Source organism: Paraliobacillus sp. X-1268 (assembly GCF_003426095.1).
GTDB lineage: Bacteria > Bacillota > Bacilli > Bacillales > Amphibacillaceae > Paraliobacillus_A > Paraliobacillus_A zengyii.
This window is the reverse complement of record NZ_QJSK01000013.1, coordinates 33257-52400: the sequence shown is the minus strand read 5'-3', so window position 1 is coordinate 52400 and position 19144 is coordinate 33257. Positions and strand designations below refer to the sequence as shown.

The window sequence follows — 19144 nt, the reverse complement described above, 5'->3', positions numbered from 1 at the left end:
ATAGCCATTCAGAAACAGAACCAGTGTAATAATCATCAGAGAAAGAGAGGTAACACTCATAATGAAAGCTACAGGAATTGTACGTCGCATTGATGATTTAGGAAGAGTAGTTATTCCAAAAGAGATAAGAAGGACGTTACGAATAAGAGAAGGGGACCCATTAGAGATCTTTGTTGATCGTGAAGGGGAAGTGATATTAAAGAAATATTCACCAATTCGTGAACTTGGAACTTTTGCAAAAGAATATGCTGAAGCTATTTTTGAATCTATCGGAAATGGAGTTTTAATTTGTGACCGTGATAACTTTATAGCGGTAGCAGGTGAATCTAAAAAGGACTATTTAGGAAAAAATATATCACAATCAATAGAAAAAGTTATGGAAGATCGGACAGGTTTAATGAAACCTGATAATGTCGCATTAGAATTAGTTGCTGATCAAGAAATATTGAATGCTTCTTACGTCATGCATCCAATTATCGCAAATGGAGATCCGATTGGCTGTGTCATTATATTTTCAACTGAAAAGTCAATGTCAACCGTAGAGCAAAAAGCAGCAGAGACAGCAGCAAGTTTCTTAGCGAGACAAATGGATTGAGAATATGAAAAAAAGTGATGGGCCTTATGGTTAGCCATCACTTTTTTTGCTTTATTATTACTTAGTACTTGCCAATTATAACGTTTGCATATAGGATTAATAGTAGTAATGGGATGAATGGCAATAGCTTTGGGGGATTGTTATGGAACAAGAGCTTATGGTTGAAAAAGTCTTAAATAATAATGTCATTATTGCAACTCATCCGATTTATAAGGAAGTTGTTTTAATAGGAAAAGGCATTGGTTTTAACAAGAAACAGGGAGATGCTGTTCCGTTTGATCAAGCAGATAAGACTTTTCTATTAAAGGATAAGCAAGAAAAAGAACAGTATATGCATTTATTAGCTCATCTAGATAATGAGCTTATTAGCTTTATGAATGATATTTTGTTTTATATCGAAGAGCGAATGGGACATTCTTTGAATGAGCATATTCATGTTGCACTAACGGATCATTTAGCATTTGCGATTAATCGCGTGCATAAAAATATTCAGTTTAACAGTCCATTTTTGTTTGAAATTGAATCACTTTATCCAAAAGAATATCAAGTAGCGACTGAAGTAGTGGCTAAGATAAAAGAACGGTTAGATGTGGTTTTCCCAGATGGAGAAGTTGGATTTATTGCTTTGCATATTCATAGCGCAGTCACAGATAAATCGCTACATGATATTAATAAGCATCATCAGTTAATTACTAAGATGATTAAAGTAATAGAGGAGAACTTAGAGGTAAAAGTAGAAAAAGGAAATGTTAACTACAATCGTTTAATTCAACATTTACATAGAGCTATTGACCGTGTTTATCAAGGGGAAAAACTAGGTGAGCAAAAAACATTAGCAGAAATGTTGAAGATGACTTATCCTTTATGCTATAATCTTTCATGGAAGTTAATCAAAGTGATGCAGAGACAATTAAATAGGCCAGTAGATGATACCGAAGTATTATATTTGACAATTCATCTACAGCGTTTAACTGATAAAATTTAGTTACGTGTTACTGATACGATCAGGCATGAGTACAGAAGTTATCTTAGTTATTGATAGGATACACGTATCCAACCAATAACAAGAACTTTTATACTCATGCCTTTTTTGTGTGTTTATAACCTATAACTATTAGATTTAGTTGTTCTAGTGAGATTTTACAATTATGAAAAACGCTATTACATTCATTATATTTAATTTATTACACATACTAGAACCTGCATTACTATAAAAAGGAGGAATTCGTAATGTCAAACATATTTGGTACATTACAAAAAGTCGGGAAAGCACTTATGCTCCCTGTTGCGTTATTACCAGCTGCAGGTATTTTACTTGCATTTGGAACTAGTTTTGCTCAAGATCAATGGACAGAGCAGTTTACATGGTTTGCTAATCCGGGCGTATTAAAAGTTTTAGAGGTAATGGAAGCAGCTGGGGGAATTGTATTTGATAACTTACCGCTACTATTTGCTGTTGGGGTAGCGATCGGATTATCTAAAGGAGACGGTGTGGCAGGACTTGCTGCAATCATTGGTTATTTGATTATGAATGTAACGATGGGTGTATTCGAAAATGTAACACCAGACATGGCAGCAAATGAACCAGCCTACACAAATATGTTAGGAATTGATACCGTACAAACTGGTGTTTTTGGTGGTATTATAGTCGGTTTGCTTGCCTCGTTTCTCTATAATAGATATTTTAATATTGAATTACCACAATTCTTAGGTTTTTTTGCTGGGAAACGTTTTGTGCCAATTATTACAGCATTTAGTTCACTAATTTTAGGTATTATCATGGTATTTGTATGGCCATTTGCACAAGATGGCTTAAACGCATTATCACACTTAATGTTAGAAACAAACCGTACACTTTCAACATTTATCTTTGGTGTAATTGAACGTTCATTAATCCCGTTTGGTTTACACCATATTTTCTATTCACCATTCTGGTTTGAGTTTGGACAATATACCAACGCAGCTGGAGAGATTGTACGTGGTGACCAAACGATTTTCTTCGCACAATTAAAAGATGGTGTAGACTTTACAGCTGGTAACTTTATGACTGGTAAATTTCCATTTATGATGTTCGGACTTCCAGCAGCTGCACTAGCAATTTATCACACAGCTAGACCTGAAAAGAAAAAGCTTGTTGCAGGTATCATGGGTTCTGCTGCACTTACATCTTTCTTAACTGGTATTACAGAACCACTTGAATTCTCATTTTTATTTGTAGCACCTATATTATTTGGTATTCATGCAGTTTTTGCAGGTCTATCATTTATGACGATGTACTTGTTAGATGTTAAAATTGGTATGACATTTTCAGGTGGGCTAATTGATTTTATCCTATTTGGAGTTATGCCAAATAGAACGGAATGGTTCTGGGTAATTGTTGTTGGTCTTGTATTTGCTGTCATTTACTACTTTGGTTTCCGTTGGGCAATCTTGAAATTCAACCTAGCGACTCCAGGTCGTGAAAAAGCAGAAGAAGGCGATGATGATATACAAGAGAGTGGCGACGAAGATGATCGTCCATATGAGATACTTAAAGCAATGGGCGGACAAGAAAACATCACGAATTTAGATGCTTGTATAACACGCCTGCGTGTAAGTGTTGCTGATAAAGGAAATGTAGATAAAAAACGTCTGAAAAACTTAGGTGCTTCTGGTGTAATGGAAGTCGGCAATAACATTCAGGCAATATTTGGTACATCTTCAGACACGATTCGTGGCCAAATGCAAGATATTATTGATGGCAAAACACCACGTCAAAAGGAAGAAGAAAGTGATTCAACATCGCCTATGATTTCTGGTAAAATCGACTTAAGTAGTCCAATGGCAGGTGAAATTTTACCAATTTCGGAAGTGCCAGATCAGGTTTTCTCACAAAAAATGATGGGTGATGGCTTTGCGGTTAAACCAACTGCAGGAAAAGTAGTTGCTCCAGTAAACGGAAAAGTACTAAATATTTTCCCTACGAAGCACGCAATTGGTCTTCAAGCAGAAAATGGATTAGAACTATTGATCCATATCGGAATTGACACAGTGAAGCTTAAAGGTGAAGGTTTCACACAAAAAGTAGAAGAAGGACAAGAAGTGAAACAAGGAGATATCTTGATGGAAGTAGACTTAGATTATATTGCTGAAAATGCTGCATCAACGATCACACCGATTATTTTCACTAATCTACAAGAAGGTCAATCTATAGAAGTTAAAGCAGGACAAGTAAATGAAAATCAAGGCGGAATCGTCGAGATAAAATAAATAAATGTAACCTCTCTATCCTTAACAGGTTAGAGAGGTTTTTTTTTGTGGTATAATAGCATCCAGAAAGTATGATGTTAGACATAGAAAGGCACATGCTATGAAAAAAGAAAAATCAGATAAACAATTCTTTCAAGGAGCTCTATTGATCACACTAGCAGGGTTAATTAGTAAGATCTTAAGTGCAGGTTACCGGATACCATTACAAAACATTACAGGAGATGTAGGTTTTTATATATATCAACAAATATACCCTTTTTTAGGAATGGCATTGATGCTCGGTTTGTATGGATTTCCCTCAGCGATATCGAAATTAGTTGCGGAACAAAATGAGACCGACGATGGACAAATGCCTCTTTCTTTTTATTATCCGATATTTGGTTTAACCTCCCTTTTTTCCATAAGCCTAGTAGTGGCTATTTACTATTGTGCCCCTTTTATAGCCCAACTAATGGGTGATATTCAATTAATTGATCCGCTAAGAATGACGGCACTACCTTTCTTAGTTATTCCGCTTGTATCTGGATTGCGGGGAATTTTCCAAGGGTATAATAATATGCTACCAACTGCTAGTTCACAGATTATGGAACAAATTGTACGTGTTGGGTTTATAATTATGACCGCAATTTTTATAATTTCAAACCAAAAATCGTTATACATGATTGGCTCAGGAGCGGCTTTAGCTTCATTTTTAGGTGCTATTTGCGCATCTGTTGTATTATTACTATTTTGGAGAAAACAAAAAAGACAAACAACTGGCTTTGAAACGCGGTCTATTGATTGGAAGCGTACCGTTCGTGTTATCCTTGTCTATGGCATCGTAATTAGCATTAATCATATGCTACTACTGTTATTTCAATTTGCAGATGCGTTTACACTAATACCAGGTCTTTTGAAAAGCGATTTAGTCTTATTAGAAGCGCAGACTTGGAAAGGCATATTTGACCGCGGTCAACCATTGGTTCAGTTAGGAATCGTCATTGGATCCTCACTAGCATTAGCATTACTTCCAACAATCACTACACAGCGTTTAAACAGTAAACCAGATCAATTTTACGATTATATAAAAAGCTCGTGGAAATTCAGCCTTTATTTATCTGCTGGTGCCACCGCGGGATTGATTGCCCTTTTTCCTTATGTGAATATTTTGTTATTTAAAGATACAAGTGGTACGGTTACATTACAAATACTATCTATCACAATTGTATTGGCGTCCTTAAGTATTACTACAGCAACTATTTTACAAGGGCTAGGATATGTCTATCGAACAGCTTTATTTGTACTTATCGGAGTAGGTTTAAAGTGGGTGCTAAATATATATTTGGTACCATACTTTGGAGTTGTTGGTGCATCAATGGCAACGGTAACAAGTGCCGCGGTTGTATTTGTTTTTAACCTTTACCAAATTAAAAAAACATTACCACGTTTAAAACTAATTGATGTACCATGGTTACGTTTTTTCCTATCAATTAGTGGAATGCTCACTTTTATATTTGGAATGAACCGATATGGATATCAGTTATTGCAGGTGCAATCACGTATGGATCATCTAGGTTTTGTACTAGTGATAATTATCATAGGGGCCTTGATTTATCTTTTCTTATTAATACAATTAAAGGCTTTTACTGAAAAAGAAATCGACATTATACCGTTTGGGAACTTTATTTCGCAAATTATGAAAGGAGAGAAAGAAAAAAATGGTAGGAAGAATTGAAATAGTAGGTTTAGGTGCTGGGGATATTGATCAACTTCCGCTTGGCATTTATCGAAAGTTAACGAAGCAGGAATTACCGCTTTATTTACGGACAGTCGATCACCCTGTTATTGATGCGTTAAAAGCAGATGACATTACATATACTTCCTTCGATGCTATTTATGAAGCAAATGACCAATTTGAAGGAGTTTATCAAACGATTGCCAAAAAGTTAGTAGAAGCAGCAAAAAATACTGGATCTATTTTATACGCTGTACCAGGTCATCCTATGCTTGCTGAGAAGACGGTCCAATTATTACTGCAACAAACAGAAGTAGATGTAACTATAATCGGAGGACAAAGCTATTTGGACGCATTGTTCACAGCATTAAAGATTGATCCAATTGATGGTTTTCAATTCTTGGACGCAACAAGTTACCAACGAAGTCAAATTGATTACCGTAATCAGATTGTTTTTTGTCAGGTGTACGATAGTTTTGTTGCTTCTGAAGTAAAGTTAACCTTATTAGAGGATCTACCACCAGAGCATCCTATTACTATTGTAGAAGCAGTAGGAAGCGGGAATGAATCGCTGCATACGATCCCGCTAGTCGAGTTGGATCAAGGTGTTACGCTAAGTAATTTAACAAGTGTATATGTACCTCCGGTTAAAGAAGACCAGATTAATCAGAAGTTTTTTCGTCTACGTGACGTAATAGCTAAGTTGAGAGGACCGGATGGATGTCCATGGGATCAAAAACAGACACACCATTCCTTGCGCAACTATTTAATAGAAGAAGCTTATGAATTAATTGATGCGATTAATCAAGAAGATGATGATGCAATTGCAGAAGAACTTGGTGATGTATTATTACAAGTTATGTTACATAGTCAAATTGGAGAAGATGCAGGTTATTTCACAATTGATGATGTTATAAAAGGGATTACGGATAAAATGATTCGAAGGCACCCACATGTATTTGATACAGTGGAAGTAAATGATGAATTAGAGGTAATAGCTAACTGGGAAGCAATTAAAAGGCAAGAGAAAACCCAGCGTCCAATATCAATTTTGGACAGGGTACCAGATGCAGCTTCGCCGTTAATAAAGGCAGAAGGATTACAAAAAGAAGCAGCAAAAGTTGGGTTTGATTGGACAAACCCGGAGCCTATCTGGGATAAAGTTACAGAAGAGCTAGCAGAGGTTAAGGATGCACTTGAAAATGGAACGAATTTGCAAGTTGAAAAAGAATTTGGAGATATTCTATTTGCTATTGTTAACCTAGCAAGATATTATAAAATTAACAGTGAAATTGCTCTAGAGCAAACAAACCAGAAATTTATAGATAGGTTTCATTACATCGAAGCAGAAGTAAATAAAAGAGAATCGCTTTTGGAGTCAATGACTCTGTTAGAATTAGATCAATTATGGCAAGAAGCTAAAAAATTAGAATAAAAGTTTAGGGAGTGAGCAAATACATTATGCGATTGGATAAATTTTTAAAAGTATCCAGATTAATTAAACGCCGTACATTGGCAAAAGAAGTAGCGGATCAAGGTCGTATTAGTATCAACGGTAACCAAGCAAAGGCATCATCGAATGTGGCGGTTGGTGATGAGTTAATCATTCAATTTGGTCAAAAACGATTAACGATTCTAATTGAATCCGTCCGAGAAGTTGTGAAGAAGGACGAGGCAACCACCTTATATACAGTTAAAAAGGAAGAAGCTGTTAATTAGTTTCTCTTTGTTCTAAACTTGTCCTTCCTGACATACATTGTATGGATAAAGGGAGGGACTTTTCATGGTTAATGAGACGAATTACTATCCATCAACGACTGTCCAAACAGAACATCAGGTTCGTATAAATAATCGAAGAAGTATTGATATTAGTGGCGTTAAAGAAGTTGATAGCTTTGATAATCAGGAATTTTTATTGCAAACTGTTATGGGTTACATCATGATTCGTGGTGAGAATTTACAAATCAAGAATTTAGATGTTGGTGAAGGGAATATAGCGATAAAAGGTAAAATATTTGAACTCTCTTATATTGATGAACAACAAGGAGATAAAGCTAAAGGACTCTTTAGTAAGCTTTTTAAATGACGCTGACAACGCAATTTGTTACGATGGCAGTAATGTTTATTAGCGGAGTTTATTTGGGTGCTGCACTTGATACGTTTCGACGGTTTGAAGTGTATTGGAATAAAAATGTTCTGTTTCATTACGGAATGGAAATAAGTTTCTGGCTCTTACAAACGCTTATCTTGTTCTATTCATTATTCTTGGTTAATCAAGGTGAATTAAGAGTTTATATTCTCCTTGCTATATTATGTGGTTTTGCGACATATAAGAGCTTATTTGTTTCTGTTTATCTAGGTCTATTAGAACGTTTTATTGTTTGTATACGTGCTATTTATCGATTTTTTTATCAATTGGTACAAGTTATGTTCATTAAACCGATTATGTGGCTAATTCAACTGTTATTGGCTTTGCTGTTACTGTTTGGCCGTGTTCTTTACTTTGTATTACGAATTATTTTTCGTATTATTTACTGGCCATTACAATTGATAGGTAAAGGCTGTTGGCTTCTATTACCTAAGACTGTGAAAAATTACTTCGTTTCTTTAGCAGGATTTTATAGTAGAATAGAGAATAATATAAGTAAAAGGTGGAAAAACAGCTGGAATAAAAGGAGGTAGTTGCTAGGTGGGACGAAGAGAAAGAAAAGTAGCAAAGATAAACTCTAGATATATGGAACAATATGATGCACATGTACAAAGACAACGAAAGAAAAAGAGTAGACTGCGTCGTCGCCTAACACTATTTGCTATCATCGTAGGTGTCACTTTTGCAAGCGTCTTAACGTATCATATTAGTCAACGTGTGGTATACGCACAAAAACAAGAACAGTTAGAAACATTAGAAGAACAGGCAACAGCCTTGACGAATACGGAAAAAGACTTAGAAGAGGAAATTAAGTTATTAGAAGATGAGGAATACGTTCTTCAAATTGCTAAAACGAATTACTTTTTTACAGAGGAAGGCGAGATAGTTTTCAAGCTTCCACAAGAAGATCCCGCCTATTGACACGCTTTTCAGTGCTTAGATATAATATAGATGTAGAACATCTTTTTTAAAATCTTAAGGAGGAGCATTTTTTTTATGTCAATTGAAGTAGGCGGTAAGTTGCAGGGCAAGGTAACTGGTATTACTAATTTTGGGGCATTCATCGAACTACCAGGAGGTTCCACAGGGTTAGTGCATATTAGCGAAGTTGCCGATAAATATGTGAAGGACATTAATGAACATCTAACTGTCGGTGATCAAGTAACGGTAAAGGTAATTAATGTCGAAAAAGATGGCAAAATTGGATTGTCAATTAAAAAGGCAATAGATAACCCATCAAAAGGTAATCGAAAGAACAAGAATCCGAAGAAAAGCCGAGAGCGCGCCGAATCGTTTGAAGATAAAATGAGTAGTTTTTTAAAAGATTCTGAAGATCGTTTAGCATCTTTACGTAAAAACACGGAGTCAAAACGAGGTGGTAGAGGTGCTAAGAAAGGCTAACTTACTGTCTAATTGATATGAATAAAATGCTAGCCTAAAAATACAGTGAACGTTAAATACAAATTTTAATATGCAGCATTAAAAAGGCCACTTTCGTTTTCTGCGATGGTGGTTTTTTGATGTAATAAGACTTAAAAAATATAAGATTATCTAGTAACATAAAATTTGCTCAAGTTTTCACAAAATATACATACTTTCAATCTCTATAAGTCTTAAATATATGATAAGATTTATTTGTAAGGTAATCAATCATACTTAATAGGGGGAAATAAAAATGAAATTCAAACTATTTTTAGCAATGATTCTTTCAGTATCTTTATTAGCGGCTTGTGGATCTGATGAGGATGCTTCGTCAACAGAAGGTACAGAAGAGGAAACAACAGAAGAAGAAGCAGATGTAGTAACAACCGCTTCAATCGTTGACGAAGCAGAAGCTTTTGTTGATGCAGTTAGTGAAGACGGAACTTGGATTATTGCAACACTAAATGACATTGAAATCGATCAAGAAGTTGTAGTAGCTGGAGAGTTCCACAATAGTGGCGATGAAGCAGAGGATATTTACCGTAAAATTGCAGTATACACGCAAGATGACGATCATAATATCACTGATTCCTTCACGCTTACAGTTCCACAATTAACTGTACAAAGTGAAAACTTAAATTTCCAAGGCGGTACACTTGCTGGTGATGTTTATGTAGAGGCTAATGGCTTTCAACTTCATGAATCAGCAAATATAGATGGAAATCTTACATTTGCAACTCAAGAATTTCAAGATTCAGCTGATATATCAGGTGAAGTTTCCGGTGAAACTACTGTAGAATAATTATTACTGTATTAAAAAAGCTACCATGAAACATGTGGTAGCTTTTTGATTCAACTAACAAAACACAGATGTCTGTGATTTTTTTTATTGAAATTGGATACAATACTATGGTAGGGTATATGTATAAATAGTAAAAGGAAGTGTGTAACATGATTAATGAAGTGAATTTACCGACTGATAGCGATAAAAAACCAATTAAACCACGAAGTGAATCGGAGCAACAAAAAGTTATTAATCGTTTAAAGCGAATTGAAGGTCAGGTTAGAGGAATTCAAAAAATGGTCGAGGAAGAACGATATTGTATTGATATATTAGTTCAAATAAGTGCAATTAATTCCGCGTTAAAAAATACAGGTTTTCAATTACTTGAACGACATATGCATCATTGTGTTTCACATGCAATTACGACAGGAAATGGTGAAGAGTCAATTGATGAACTAATGAAAGTTATGCAACAGTTTTCAAAGTAGTAGAAAGATATAAGAAAGCTTTAATTGGAGGTGAATTTTATGACTAAAAAAATTGATGTTGCGATTACAGGAATGACGTGTGCATCTTGTTCTACCCGAATAGAAAAAGCGCTAAACAAGATGGATGGTGTAAAAGCAAACGTTAATCTTGCATTGGAAAAGGCATCGATTCAATATGATGAAGAAAAAGTCTCAGTTACTGATCTTTCGGAGAAAATATCAAAAATTGGATATGATATTGGAACTGAAAAGGTCGAGTTTGATATATATGGTATGACTTGTTCCGCCTGTTCCGCTCGAATTGAGAAAGTTTTAAACAAAATGGACGGTGTGAAAGCTTCTGTTAACTTAACAACAGAGAAAGGTTTAGTCGAATATCAACCTGGTATTGTTAGTGTCGATCAAATTACCGAAAAAGTAGCTAAGTTAGGGTATGAGGCAAAAAGTAGTCAAGATAGGGAAGAACAAAAAGATCATAAAGAAGCTGAAATTAGTGAAAAGAAAATTAAGTTATTAATCTCATCCACCTTAACATTACCGCTACTTTATGCGATGGTTGGTCATCTGCCTTGGGATATAGGTCTCCCTATGCCTGGTGTCTTAATGAATCCTTGGATCCAGTTTATCTTAGCAACACCGGTCCAATTTTATATTGGAGGTCCATTCTACACAGGTGCCTATAAGAGTTTGAGAAATAAGAGTGCTAATATGGATGTGCTTGTCGCATTGGGAACATCCGCTGCTTACTTTTATAGCTTAGTAGAAGGTATTCGAGCAACAGTGAACACAGGTTACGTGCCACATTTATATTATGAAACAAGCGCTGTATTGATCACGTTAATCTTAGTAGGGAAACTAGTTGAAGCAATGGCTAAAGGAAGAACAACCGCGGCTATTTCTAAGTTGTTAAGTTTGCAAGCAAAAGACGCAACCGTCATACGGGATAAAGTTGAAATGAAAGTCCCGTTAGAACAAGTAGTTTTAGGAGATAAGGTTGTTGTTAAACCAGGAGAAAAGATTCCTGTTGACGGTGTAATTGTTTCTGGGAAATCAGCTGTAGATGAATCGATGATTACAGGCGAATCAATTCCCGTTGAGAAAACAATTGATGATCATCTTTTTGGTGCGACGATTAATAAAAACGGCACATTACAAATAGAAGCTACAAAAGTTGGAAAGGATACTGCTTTAGCAACTATTGTAAAGGTAGTAGAGGATGCACAAGGATCAAAGGCACCTATACAAAGATTAGCCGATGTTATATCCGGAATTTTTGTTCCAATAGTAGTAGGTATTGCGATCCTAACATTTCTAATTTGGTTCTTTGTGGTAGAACCACAAAATTGGCCAGCAGCTTTAGAAGCATCAATTGCTGTTCTTGTTATTGCATGTCCTTGTGCATTAGGATTGGCGACACCAACTTCCATTATGGTTGGAACAGGAAAAGGTGCAGAAACTGGAGTGCTTTTTAAAGGTGGCGAACATCTAGAGACAGCACATAAAATCGATACAATTATATTAGATAAGACAGGTACGCTAACAAAAGGTAAGCCAGAAGTAACGGATATGCAATACTTTACAGCTGAAGCGCTAGCCTATTTAGTTGCCGCTGAGAAGTCATCTGAACATCCACTTGCTGAAGCTATAGTTGAATATGGTAAGAAAGAGAATGTTGATTTATTAGAAACAGATACATTTGAAGCCATACCTGGTCATGGTATTAAGGCAGATATAAACGGAAAATGTATACTTGTGGGAACACGTAAATTAATGAAAGAAAGCAATATAGTATTTAGTAGCTATGAGGATCAAATGGAGAAATATGAAATAGACGGTAAAACGGCGATGTTAATTGCAATGGATAATAAAATTGCTGGAATAGTTGCTGTAGCTGATACAGTAAAAGAAAATGCCAAAGATGCTGTTACGCAGCTAAAAGCACAAAACATTGGTGTCTATATGATTACTGGTGATAATGAACGTACTGCAAATGCCATTGCGAAACAGGTTGGAATTACTAATGTATTTGCAGAAGTGTTACCAGAAGATAAGGCGAATCATGTGAAATCACTTCAAGAGCAGGGCAGAAAAGTTGCAATGGTAGGTGACGGAATTAATGATGCACCCGCTTTAGCGACTGCAGATATAGGCATTGCTATTGGAACAGGTACAGACGTTGCCATTGAAACTGCTGGTATTACATTAGTAGGTGGAGACCTTGGTAATATTCCTAAAGCGATTGGTTTAAGTCGAAAAACAATGACAAACATTCGTCAAAACCTTTTTTGGGCATTAGCGTATAACACAGCAGGAATTCCTATTGCTGCTTTAGGACTTCTTCAACCATGGATTGCTGGTGCGGCAATGGCATTCAGTTCGGTATCTGTTGTGTCCAATGCTCTACGTTTAAAACGCACGAAAATATAAATAATAACTAGGAGGAATTAGTAATGAAGCATATTACATTAGAAGTAAAGGGTATGACGTGTAATCATTGTGAAAAAGCGGTAAATGGTGCACTAGTTGAGTTAGATGGAATTGATAAGGTAGAAGTAAACCTTGAAACAGGAAAAGTTGATGTAAGCTATGATGCATCTAAAGTTGATCAAGATAAAATGAAAGAAGCGGTTGAAGAACAGGGATATGATGTAGCGTAATATCCTAATAATTTATTTTTCCTAATAGTTCACCTCTAGGATGACTTCGATATATAATCGGAGTCATCTTTTTTAAAAGGTCAGAAAGATGAAAGAATAGCCACTTAAGTAAATCCCATTTATTTCATTATCTTCGAACCCTTTTTTTATAAATCTTTAATTTTGTCGAAATATGTCGATGTAAGAAGTGGACAATAAATATCTTTATGTTATTAATTATATTAAGCTCTATAGAGAAAGAAAGGAATTATAAACTAAATGAATAAAAATAAATTAATGCTCATGTTGGCATCGGGTGTCGTTTTTATATCGGTGGTTGTACATATTCTTCATAAACTTCATTTGATAAGTCCGATGCATGGAACGATCATGCTACCAGATTACTACAATCTAGTTTCTACTATTATTTTAGTTATACCAATCCTGCTGTTGATTGTAACTTGTTTTTATTATGCAAAGAAAAAAGATCACCATAGCATTCCACTGTTGATTACACTTACGTTAACATTCGCTAGTATAAGTACCATCACTGGTGGGGAGGGCATGGTTGAATATCACTTTTCTTTATTTATGGTAGTTGCTATCTTAGCCTATTATGAAAATATAAAGCTATTGTTCATTATGACGAGTATTTTGGTTTTACAGCACTTACTAGGATTTTTTGTCCCTAGTTTTACTGTATTTATTTTTGGCGCTTTAGAGTATTCTTTTTCTATGTTGTTACTGCATGCTCTTTTTCTAGCTATAACAACTGGAGCTACTACGTGGCAGATCTTATCTAAGGCAAAACATACGGCATTGTTACAAAATGAAAACGAAAATAATCATATAATCATTGAAGAAATCATGAAGCAATCATGAAGCAATTAACAGATACGAGTGAAAAGGTTTTAGATACAGTTAAGAATCTAAAGGATAGCTCACAAGAATCACAACTTATGAGTAATCAAATAACAACGTCTATTCAACAAATGACCGCCGATACGGATACCCAACTTACAATGGCATATGAAAGTGGCACGCTTTTAGAAGAAATGACTGCAGGTATTCAGCAAATAGCATCTAGTGCATCAATTGTTGTTAAAGCTTCGAGTCAAACAACGGAAGAAGCTAAACTAGGAAAAGAAACTGTGTTTGCAACGATCGATCAGATCGATGTAATTTCTAATTCTTTTGAAGACTTATCAAAAGTTATTGTTAATCTAGAAAAACGGTCATCAGAAATTAATGAAATTATTACTGTTATATCGGATATTTCATCGCAAACAAATTTATTAGCACTTAATGCGGCAATTGAAGCAGCAAGAGCAGGGGAATATGGTAAAGGATTTGCTGTAGTAGCAGATGAAGTTAGAAAATTAGCTGAACAATCGGAACAGTCTGTTGAGAAGGTTGGGAATTTGGTTAAAGAGATTCAAACTGATACAAATACTGCAACTAAATCTATGCAAACTGGAACAAAAGAAGTCAAAGAAGGGATCCGCTTAGTTAACCAAACGGGTACCGTCTTTGAAAGCATTATTGTATCTGCGGAGAAGGTTTATAAACAAATACATGAAACATCAACAACATCAGACGAAATAGCTGCTAGTTCTGAACATGTTTCTACATCGATGCAAAACATGTTGGCTGTTAGTAAAGGTACCGCAGAAAGTAGTGACCGTATTTCGAGCGCATCAGAAAAACAACAAGTATCGATGGAAACTATTAATGAAATTGCTAACTCTTTAAATGATCTTGTTGATGAGCTAAATACCCTTACGCTTGACCTTGGTAACAAATCCTAACACATATATTTTAACTTCTCTAAATTTATAAAATTATTGCTGAATTTTAAAATATAAGAAGCTTGTCCCCCTTTCTTGAAGAAGAAAGGGTTTTTTTGGTCTTATAGTTATTGACAAAAATTATAAACATCAAATATAATAGGTAGGTTACCTAATTATTAGTTAGGTAACCTATCTAAGTAAGATAAAGAAATACGAGGTGTACTAGATGAATTTTTGGAATCAAGACTCAACTTCTCAACGATTAATAAAATCAGCTCGGCAATTTAGAAAGCTTGATTGGAATAAAGAGACGATTGGTAAATTTAAACCAAGCGAGATAGAAGTACTATTTTGTATTAGAAAGTTAGGTGAAGAACAAGACGTCACTGTTTCAGATATTAGTAAATTTCTCCGTGTAACATCACCTACTGTTACGCAAATAATTAATCGTCTAGATGAAAGTGGCTTAGTGGAAAGGCAGATCAATAAAGAGGATAGAAGGTCAATTAAAGTAACGTTAACAGATGAGGGAGATGTAATCACTGAACAAGCAGCAGAAAAATATGCCGCATCAATTAATGGATTAATTGAATTCTTAGGTGATGATCAAAGTGAACAATTAATTAAATTAATGGACAAAGTATTCCTTTATTATAATGACAAAAAGAAAATTTAATATAGACAATACGGAGATGAATAATAGTAATGTTAAAATTATTTCAAATGCTTAAACCATATAGAGTATTTATAAGTTTTGTCCTGGTACTTGTGTCTATACAAACGTTATCACAATTGTATCTACCGACATTAATGGCTGATATTGTTGATAATGGAATTGTAAACGGAGATATCCCTTATATCACAAAAATTGGTGCGTTTATGTTAGTAGTAGCCTTGATTACGATGGTTGCCTCTATCCTTGCAAGTTTCTTTTCAGCTAAAGTCGCAGTAGGATTCGGTAAAGATCTGAGAAGACGTGTATTTAATCATGTAGAGAATTTTTCATTACATGAGTTTAATCAGATTGGTACGTCATCATTAATTACAAGAACCACAAATGATATAAATCAACTTCAACAAGTGACGATAATGCTCTTGCGTATGTTACTTGCTGCACCAATGATGGCTATTGGTGGAATCATTATGGCGGTCTCTAAAGATGCAAAGTTATCGCTTGTTTTTGTGGTTGCTATTCCAATACTTATTTTAACTATATCACTAATAGCCATTAAAGGAATGCCATTATTTAAGGCTTTACAGAAAAAACTAGATCATTTAAATCTTGTTTTTAGGGAGTATTTAACCGGAATAAGAGTAATTCGCTCATTTAATCGGGAAAATTATGAAATGAAGCGGTATGACAAGATAAATATTGACTTTATGGATACAGCTACAACCGTTAATAAAATTATGGTATCACTAATGCCAATTATGATGATCATCCTGAACTTCTCTACTATCGCAATCCTTTGGTTTGGAAGTATCCGAATAAGTAATGGTGGGATGCAAGTCGGAGATTTAATGGCTTTTATTCAGTATGGCATGCAAATTATGTTCTCATTTATTATGGTTTCGATTGTTTTTGTTATGATTCCCAGAGCCCAAGTTTCATCAACACGAATCAATGAGGTACTCGAAATGAAATTTGAAATAAAAGACCCTATAAAACAAAAAAACAATAAAAATAAACAAGGATACATCGCATTTAATCATGTGAACTTTAGTTATCCTGGTGCAGAACAGGCCGCCATTTCTGATTTAACATTTGATGCAAAGCCTGGTGAAGTAACGGCAGTTCTCGGTGGAACAGGTTCAGGTAAATCAAGTTTAATTAATCTTATTCCTCGCTTTTACGATGTGACTAGCGGTAGCATCTTAATTGATGAAGTAGACATTCGTGATATGTCACAAGCCGATTTAAGAGATAAGATTGGATTAACACCACAAAAGGCAACGCTTTTTACAGGGACAGTTGCTGAAAATATTAGGTATGGTAAACAAGATGCATCAGATGAAGAGGTAATACATGCAGCAACAGTTGCTCAAGCAAATGGATTTATTGAATCAATGGAAGGTAGCTATAATGCATCCATTACACAGGGTGGTTCTAATGTATCTGGGGGACAAAAGCAACGATTAGCTATTGCTCGAACACTCGTGAAACGACCAGAAATTTATTTGTTTGATGACAGTTTTTCTGCGCTTGACTTTAAAACAGAAGCAACTCTACGCGATGCTTTATCACAGGAAGTCAAAAAAGCTACAGTTATCATTGTTGCACAAAGAGTAGCAACTGTTATGGATGCAGATCGTATTATTGTTTTAAATGAAGGTAAAACAGCTGGTATTGGTACCCATAAAGAGTTAATGTCCAATTGTAACGTCTATCGAGAGATTGTATCCTCACAGTTATCAGAGGAGGAAATAGCATGAGCAGGGAGATACATGATAAACAACCGAGAAAAGGCCTAGGGATGCCTGTGAAAAAGGCAAAGGATTTCAAAGGAACACTCAAACGTTTGATTGGCTATTTGGCTCCACATAAACTGAGGTTAATAGTCGTATTCTTCGCAGCTATCATAAGCACAATATTTACAATCTTAAGTCCAATATTTCTGGGAAAAGCAACAACTACGATCTTTGAAGGATTAATGGCTAAAGTAAATGGTGTTTCGGGTATAACAATTGACTTTGACTATATTGGCCAACTAATATTTATTTTAGTCTTTTTGTATCTGTTTAGTGCTGCTTTTAGTTATGTTCAACAGTTTATCATGGTAGAAGTTTCACAAAAGATAGTATATAAATTACGTAAAGATACAAATGAAAAAGTAACTCGATTACCTTTAAAGTTTTTAGATTCACATTCTAATGGTGACATTTTAAGCCGTGCTACTAATGATATTGATAATATAAGCAATACACTTCAACAAAGTGTCACACAGGTAATTACTTCTATTGTTACAATTATCGGTATTATCATCATGATGTTGACAATAAGTCCATTAATGACAATAATCGTACTTCTAACTTTGCCATTAAGTATTGTCTTGACAACGATAATAGTTAAAAAATCACAAGGGTACTTTAAAGGCCAACAAAGAACATTAGGTGATTTGAATGGACATGTGGAAGAAATGTACACGGGTCACCCGATAATAAAAGCGTTTAAACGAGAGGAAATAGCAGAACAGCAATTTGAAGAAATTAATGAGCAACATTACCAGTATGGATGGAAAGCTCAATTTGTTTCTGGTGTTATTCAACCACTTATGGCATTTGTAAACAATACTGGTTATGTGTTGATTTGTGTAGTAGGTGCCGTCTTGGTAACACGCGGTACAATTCGAATTGGTGATATCCAGGCGTTTATTCAATACGCAAGACAATTTTCTCAACCTATAACACAAGCAGCAAATATCTCGAATATTATCCAATCAACAATTGCCTCAGCAGAACGTGTTTTTGAAATATTAGATGAAGAAGAACTTCCGGCTGAAGTTTCTGACGCCAAGGTAATTTCATCGCCAAAGGGTGATGTGACTTTCGAACATGTAAGATTTGGATATAATAATAATGAGATCATCATTAATGATTTGAATATTGATGTTAAGAAGGGTCAGACGATTGCAATTGTGGGGCCAACAGGTGCAGGTAAAACAACGTTAATTAACCTGCTTATGCGTTTTTATGATGTTAATCAAGGGAAAATTACGATTGACCAAGTAGATATTACAGAATTAAAGCGTGAGAGTCTAAGAAGTATGTTCGGTATGGTTCTTCAAGATACATGGTTATTTAATGGAACAATTAAAGAGAATATTGCTTATGGTAACGAAAAAGCGAATGAGGAGGATATTATAAAAGCAGCTAAAATAGCTAATGCTGACCATTTTATTCGAACATTACCAGAAGGCTATGACACAAGATTAAATGAAGAAGCATCTAATCTTTCACAAGGGGAGAAGCAGTTATTAACTATTTCCCGGGCAATATTGGCTGATCCTACGATTATGATTCTTGATGAAGCTACTAGTAGTGTTGATACTAGAACAGAAGGTTTTATTCAAACTGCCATGAATGAACTAATGAAAAACAGAACGAGTTTTGTTATTGCACATAGACTTTCCACTATTAAAAAAGCAGATTGTATTCTCGTTATGAATGAAGGGAATGTGATTGAACAAGGAACGCATGCAGAACTTTTACGTCAAGAAGGATTCTATGCAGAGCTTTATAATAGTCAATTTACAACTCAAAAGACTTTGGAGACAGCGCCTGATTTTTAGGTATAGCAAGAATGTGGTTTTTATAAAC

19 protein-coding genes are annotated in these 19144 nt (G+C 35.1%); all 19 read left to right on the top strand.

Annotation, left to right across the window (positions count from 1 at the left end):
• Positions 1-61: 61 nt before the first annotated feature.
• Entirely contained in the window at positions 62-595 is a 534-nt protein-coding gene (gene spoVT, locus D2K62_RS13345) for a stage V sporulation protein T (RefSeq protein ID WP_112179136.1), read from the top strand.
• 142 nt (positions 596-737) lie between these two features.
• A complete protein-coding gene (gene glcT / locus D2K62_RS13340; protein ID WP_112179137.1) occupies positions 738-1580 on the top strand; it encodes a glucose PTS transporter transcription antiterminator GlcT in 843 nt (280 codons plus the stop codon).
• 245 nt (positions 1581-1825) lie between these two features.
• Positions 1826-3844: a glucose-specific PTS transporter subunit IIBC gene (ptsG, locus tag D2K62_RS13335; protein WP_112179138.1), complete on the top strand. Its 2019-nt coding sequence runs from the start codon at positions 1826-1828 to the stop codon at positions 3842-3844.
• A gap of 100 nt (positions 3845-3944) precedes the next feature.
• The gene (locus D2K62_RS13330; RefSeq protein WP_112179140.1) at positions 3945-5558 is read left to right on the top strand and encodes a putative polysaccharide biosynthesis protein; all 1614 of its coding nucleotides are present in this window, start codon (positions 3945-3947) and stop codon (positions 5556-5558) included.
• Positions 5542-6993 (top strand): bifunctional methyltransferase/pyrophosphohydrolase YabN, encoded by a 1452-nt coding sequence (yabN, locus tag D2K62_RS13325; protein WP_112179141.1) that lies wholly within the window; start codon positions 5542-5544, stop codon positions 6991-6993. Before D2K62_RS13330 ends, yabN begins: the two co-directional genes overlap by 17 nt.
• A gap of 26 nt (positions 6994-7019) precedes the next feature.
• Positions 7020-7277, top strand: coding sequence for an RNA-binding S4 domain-containing protein (locus tag D2K62_RS13320; RefSeq protein WP_112179143.1), 258 nt, complete (start codon positions 7020-7022; stop codon positions 7275-7277).
• Positions 7278-7341: 64 nt separating this feature from the next.
• Positions 7342-7644: a sporulation protein YabP gene (yabP, locus tag D2K62_RS13315; RefSeq protein WP_112179145.1), complete on the top strand. Its 303-nt coding sequence runs from the start codon at positions 7342-7344 to the stop codon at positions 7642-7644.
• Positions 7641-8240, top strand: a complete 600-nt coding sequence (gene yabQ / locus D2K62_RS13310) for a spore cortex biosynthesis protein YabQ (RefSeq protein ID WP_112179148.1) — start codon at positions 7641-7643, stop codon at positions 8238-8240. Before yabP ends, yabQ begins: the two co-directional genes overlap by 4 nt.
• Before the next feature lie 7 nt (positions 8241-8247).
• A complete protein-coding gene (locus D2K62_RS13305; protein WP_112179150.1) occupies positions 8248-8628 on the top strand; it encodes an FtsB family cell division protein in 381 nt (126 codons plus the stop codon).
• 75 nt (positions 8629-8703) lie between these two features.
• On the top strand, positions 8704-9108 hold the full coding sequence (locus D2K62_RS13300; protein WP_112179152.1) for a S1 domain-containing RNA-binding protein: 405 nt from the start codon (positions 8704-8706) through the stop codon (positions 9106-9108).
• A 274-nt stretch (positions 9109-9382) separates the two neighbouring features.
• On the top strand, positions 9383-9931 hold the full coding sequence (locus D2K62_RS13295) for a hypothetical protein (protein ID WP_112179155.1): 549 nt from the start codon (positions 9383-9385) through the stop codon (positions 9929-9931).
• A gap of 149 nt (positions 9932-10080) precedes the next feature.
• On the top strand, positions 10081-10401 hold the full coding sequence (locus tag D2K62_RS13290) for a metal-sensing transcriptional repressor (RefSeq protein ID WP_112179156.1): 321 nt from the start codon (positions 10081-10083) through the stop codon (positions 10399-10401).
• Between the two features lie 39 nt (positions 10402-10440).
• The gene (locus tag D2K62_RS13285; protein WP_117161602.1) at positions 10441-12828 is read left to right on the top strand and encodes a heavy metal translocating P-type ATPase; all 2388 of its coding nucleotides are present in this window, start codon (positions 10441-10443) and stop codon (positions 12826-12828) included.
• A gap of 23 nt (positions 12829-12851) precedes the next feature.
• Complete coding sequence (gene copZ, locus D2K62_RS13280; protein ID WP_112179160.1) at positions 12852-13058, top strand: copper chaperone CopZ; 207 nt, start codon at positions 12852-12854, stop codon at positions 13056-13058.
• A 258-nt stretch (positions 13059-13316) separates the two neighbouring features.
• Positions 13317-13919, top strand: coding sequence for a hypothetical protein (locus D2K62_RS13275; protein ID WP_117149421.1), 603 nt, complete (start codon positions 13317-13319; stop codon positions 13917-13919).
• The gene (locus tag D2K62_RS13270; RefSeq protein WP_117149420.1) at positions 13916-14845 is read left to right on the top strand and encodes a methyl-accepting chemotaxis protein; all 930 of its coding nucleotides are present in this window, start codon (positions 13916-13918) and stop codon (positions 14843-14845) included. Before D2K62_RS13275 ends, D2K62_RS13270 begins: the two co-directional genes overlap by 4 nt.
• Before the next feature lie 208 nt (positions 14846-15053).
• On the top strand, positions 15054-15503 hold the full coding sequence (locus tag D2K62_RS13265; protein WP_112179164.1) for a MarR family winged helix-turn-helix transcriptional regulator: 450 nt from the start codon (positions 15054-15056) through the stop codon (positions 15501-15503).
• Positions 15504-15532: 29 nt separating this feature from the next.
• Positions 15533-17260, top strand: a complete 1728-nt coding sequence (locus tag D2K62_RS13260; protein ID WP_117161601.1) for an ABC transporter ATP-binding protein — start codon at positions 15533-15535, stop codon at positions 17258-17260.
• On the top strand, positions 17257-19116 hold the full coding sequence (locus D2K62_RS13255; protein WP_117161600.1) for an ABC transporter ATP-binding protein: 1860 nt from the start codon (positions 17257-17259) through the stop codon (positions 19114-19116). The genes D2K62_RS13260 and D2K62_RS13255 overlap by 4 nt, the downstream gene beginning before the upstream one ends.
• Positions 19117-19144 lie beyond the last annotated feature (28 nt).

Bases quoted from the DNA above. Each gene is read 5' to 3' on its own strand.
- D2K62_RS13255 (WP_117161600.1), top strand. From the start codon at position 17,257: ATGAGCAGGGAGATACATGATAAACAACCGAGAAAAGGCCTAGGGATG.
- D2K62_RS13300 (WP_112179152.1), top strand. From the start codon at position 8,704: ATGTCAATTGAAGTAGGCGGTAAGTTGCAGGGCAAGGTAACTGGTATT.
- D2K62_RS13290 (WP_112179156.1), top strand. From the start codon at position 10,081: ATGATTAATGAAGTGAATTTACCGACTGATAGCGATAAAAAACCAATT.
- D2K62_RS13295 (WP_112179155.1), top strand. From the start codon at position 9,383: ATGAAATTCAAACTATTTTTAGCAATGATTCTTTCAGTATCTTTATTA.
- yabQ (WP_112179148.1), top strand. From the start codon at position 7,641: ATGACGCTGACAACGCAATTTGTTACGATGGCAGTAATGTTTATTAGC.
- D2K62_RS13260 (WP_117161601.1), top strand. From the start codon at position 15,533: ATGTTAAAATTATTTCAAATGCTTAAACCATATAGAGTATTTATAAGT.
- D2K62_RS13330 (WP_112179140.1), top strand. From the start codon at position 3,945: ATGAAAAAAGAAAAATCAGATAAACAATTCTTTCAAGGAGCTCTATTG.
- D2K62_RS13275 (WP_117149421.1), top strand. From the start codon at position 13,317: ATGAATAAAAATAAATTAATGCTCATGTTGGCATCGGGTGTCGTTTTT.
- spoVT (WP_112179136.1), top strand. From the start codon at position 62: ATGAAAGCTACAGGAATTGTACGTCGCATTGATGATTTAGGAAGAGTA.
- D2K62_RS13320 (WP_112179143.1), top strand. From the start codon at position 7,020: ATGCGATTGGATAAATTTTTAAAAGTATCCAGATTAATTAAACGCCGT.
- yabP (WP_112179145.1), top strand. From the start codon at position 7,342: ATGGTTAATGAGACGAATTACTATCCATCAACGACTGTCCAAACAGAA.
- copZ (WP_112179160.1), top strand. From the start codon at position 12,852: ATGAAGCATATTACATTAGAAGTAAAGGGTATGACGTGTAATCATTGT.
- glcT (WP_112179137.1), top strand. From the start codon at position 738: ATGGAACAAGAGCTTATGGTTGAAAAAGTCTTAAATAATAATGTCATT.
- D2K62_RS13270 (WP_117149420.1), top strand. From the start codon at position 13,916: ATGAAGCAATTAACAGATACGAGTGAAAAGGTTTTAGATACAGTTAAG.
- D2K62_RS13285 (WP_117161602.1), top strand. From the start codon at position 10,441: ATGACTAAAAAAATTGATGTTGCGATTACAGGAATGACGTGTGCATCT.
- yabN (WP_112179141.1), top strand. From the start codon at position 5,542: ATGGTAGGAAGAATTGAAATAGTAGGTTTAGGTGCTGGGGATATTGAT.
- D2K62_RS13265 (WP_112179164.1), top strand. From the start codon at position 15,054: ATGAATTTTTGGAATCAAGACTCAACTTCTCAACGATTAATAAAATCA.
- ptsG (WP_112179138.1), top strand. From the start codon at position 1,826: ATGTCAAACATATTTGGTACATTACAAAAAGTCGGGAAAGCACTTATG.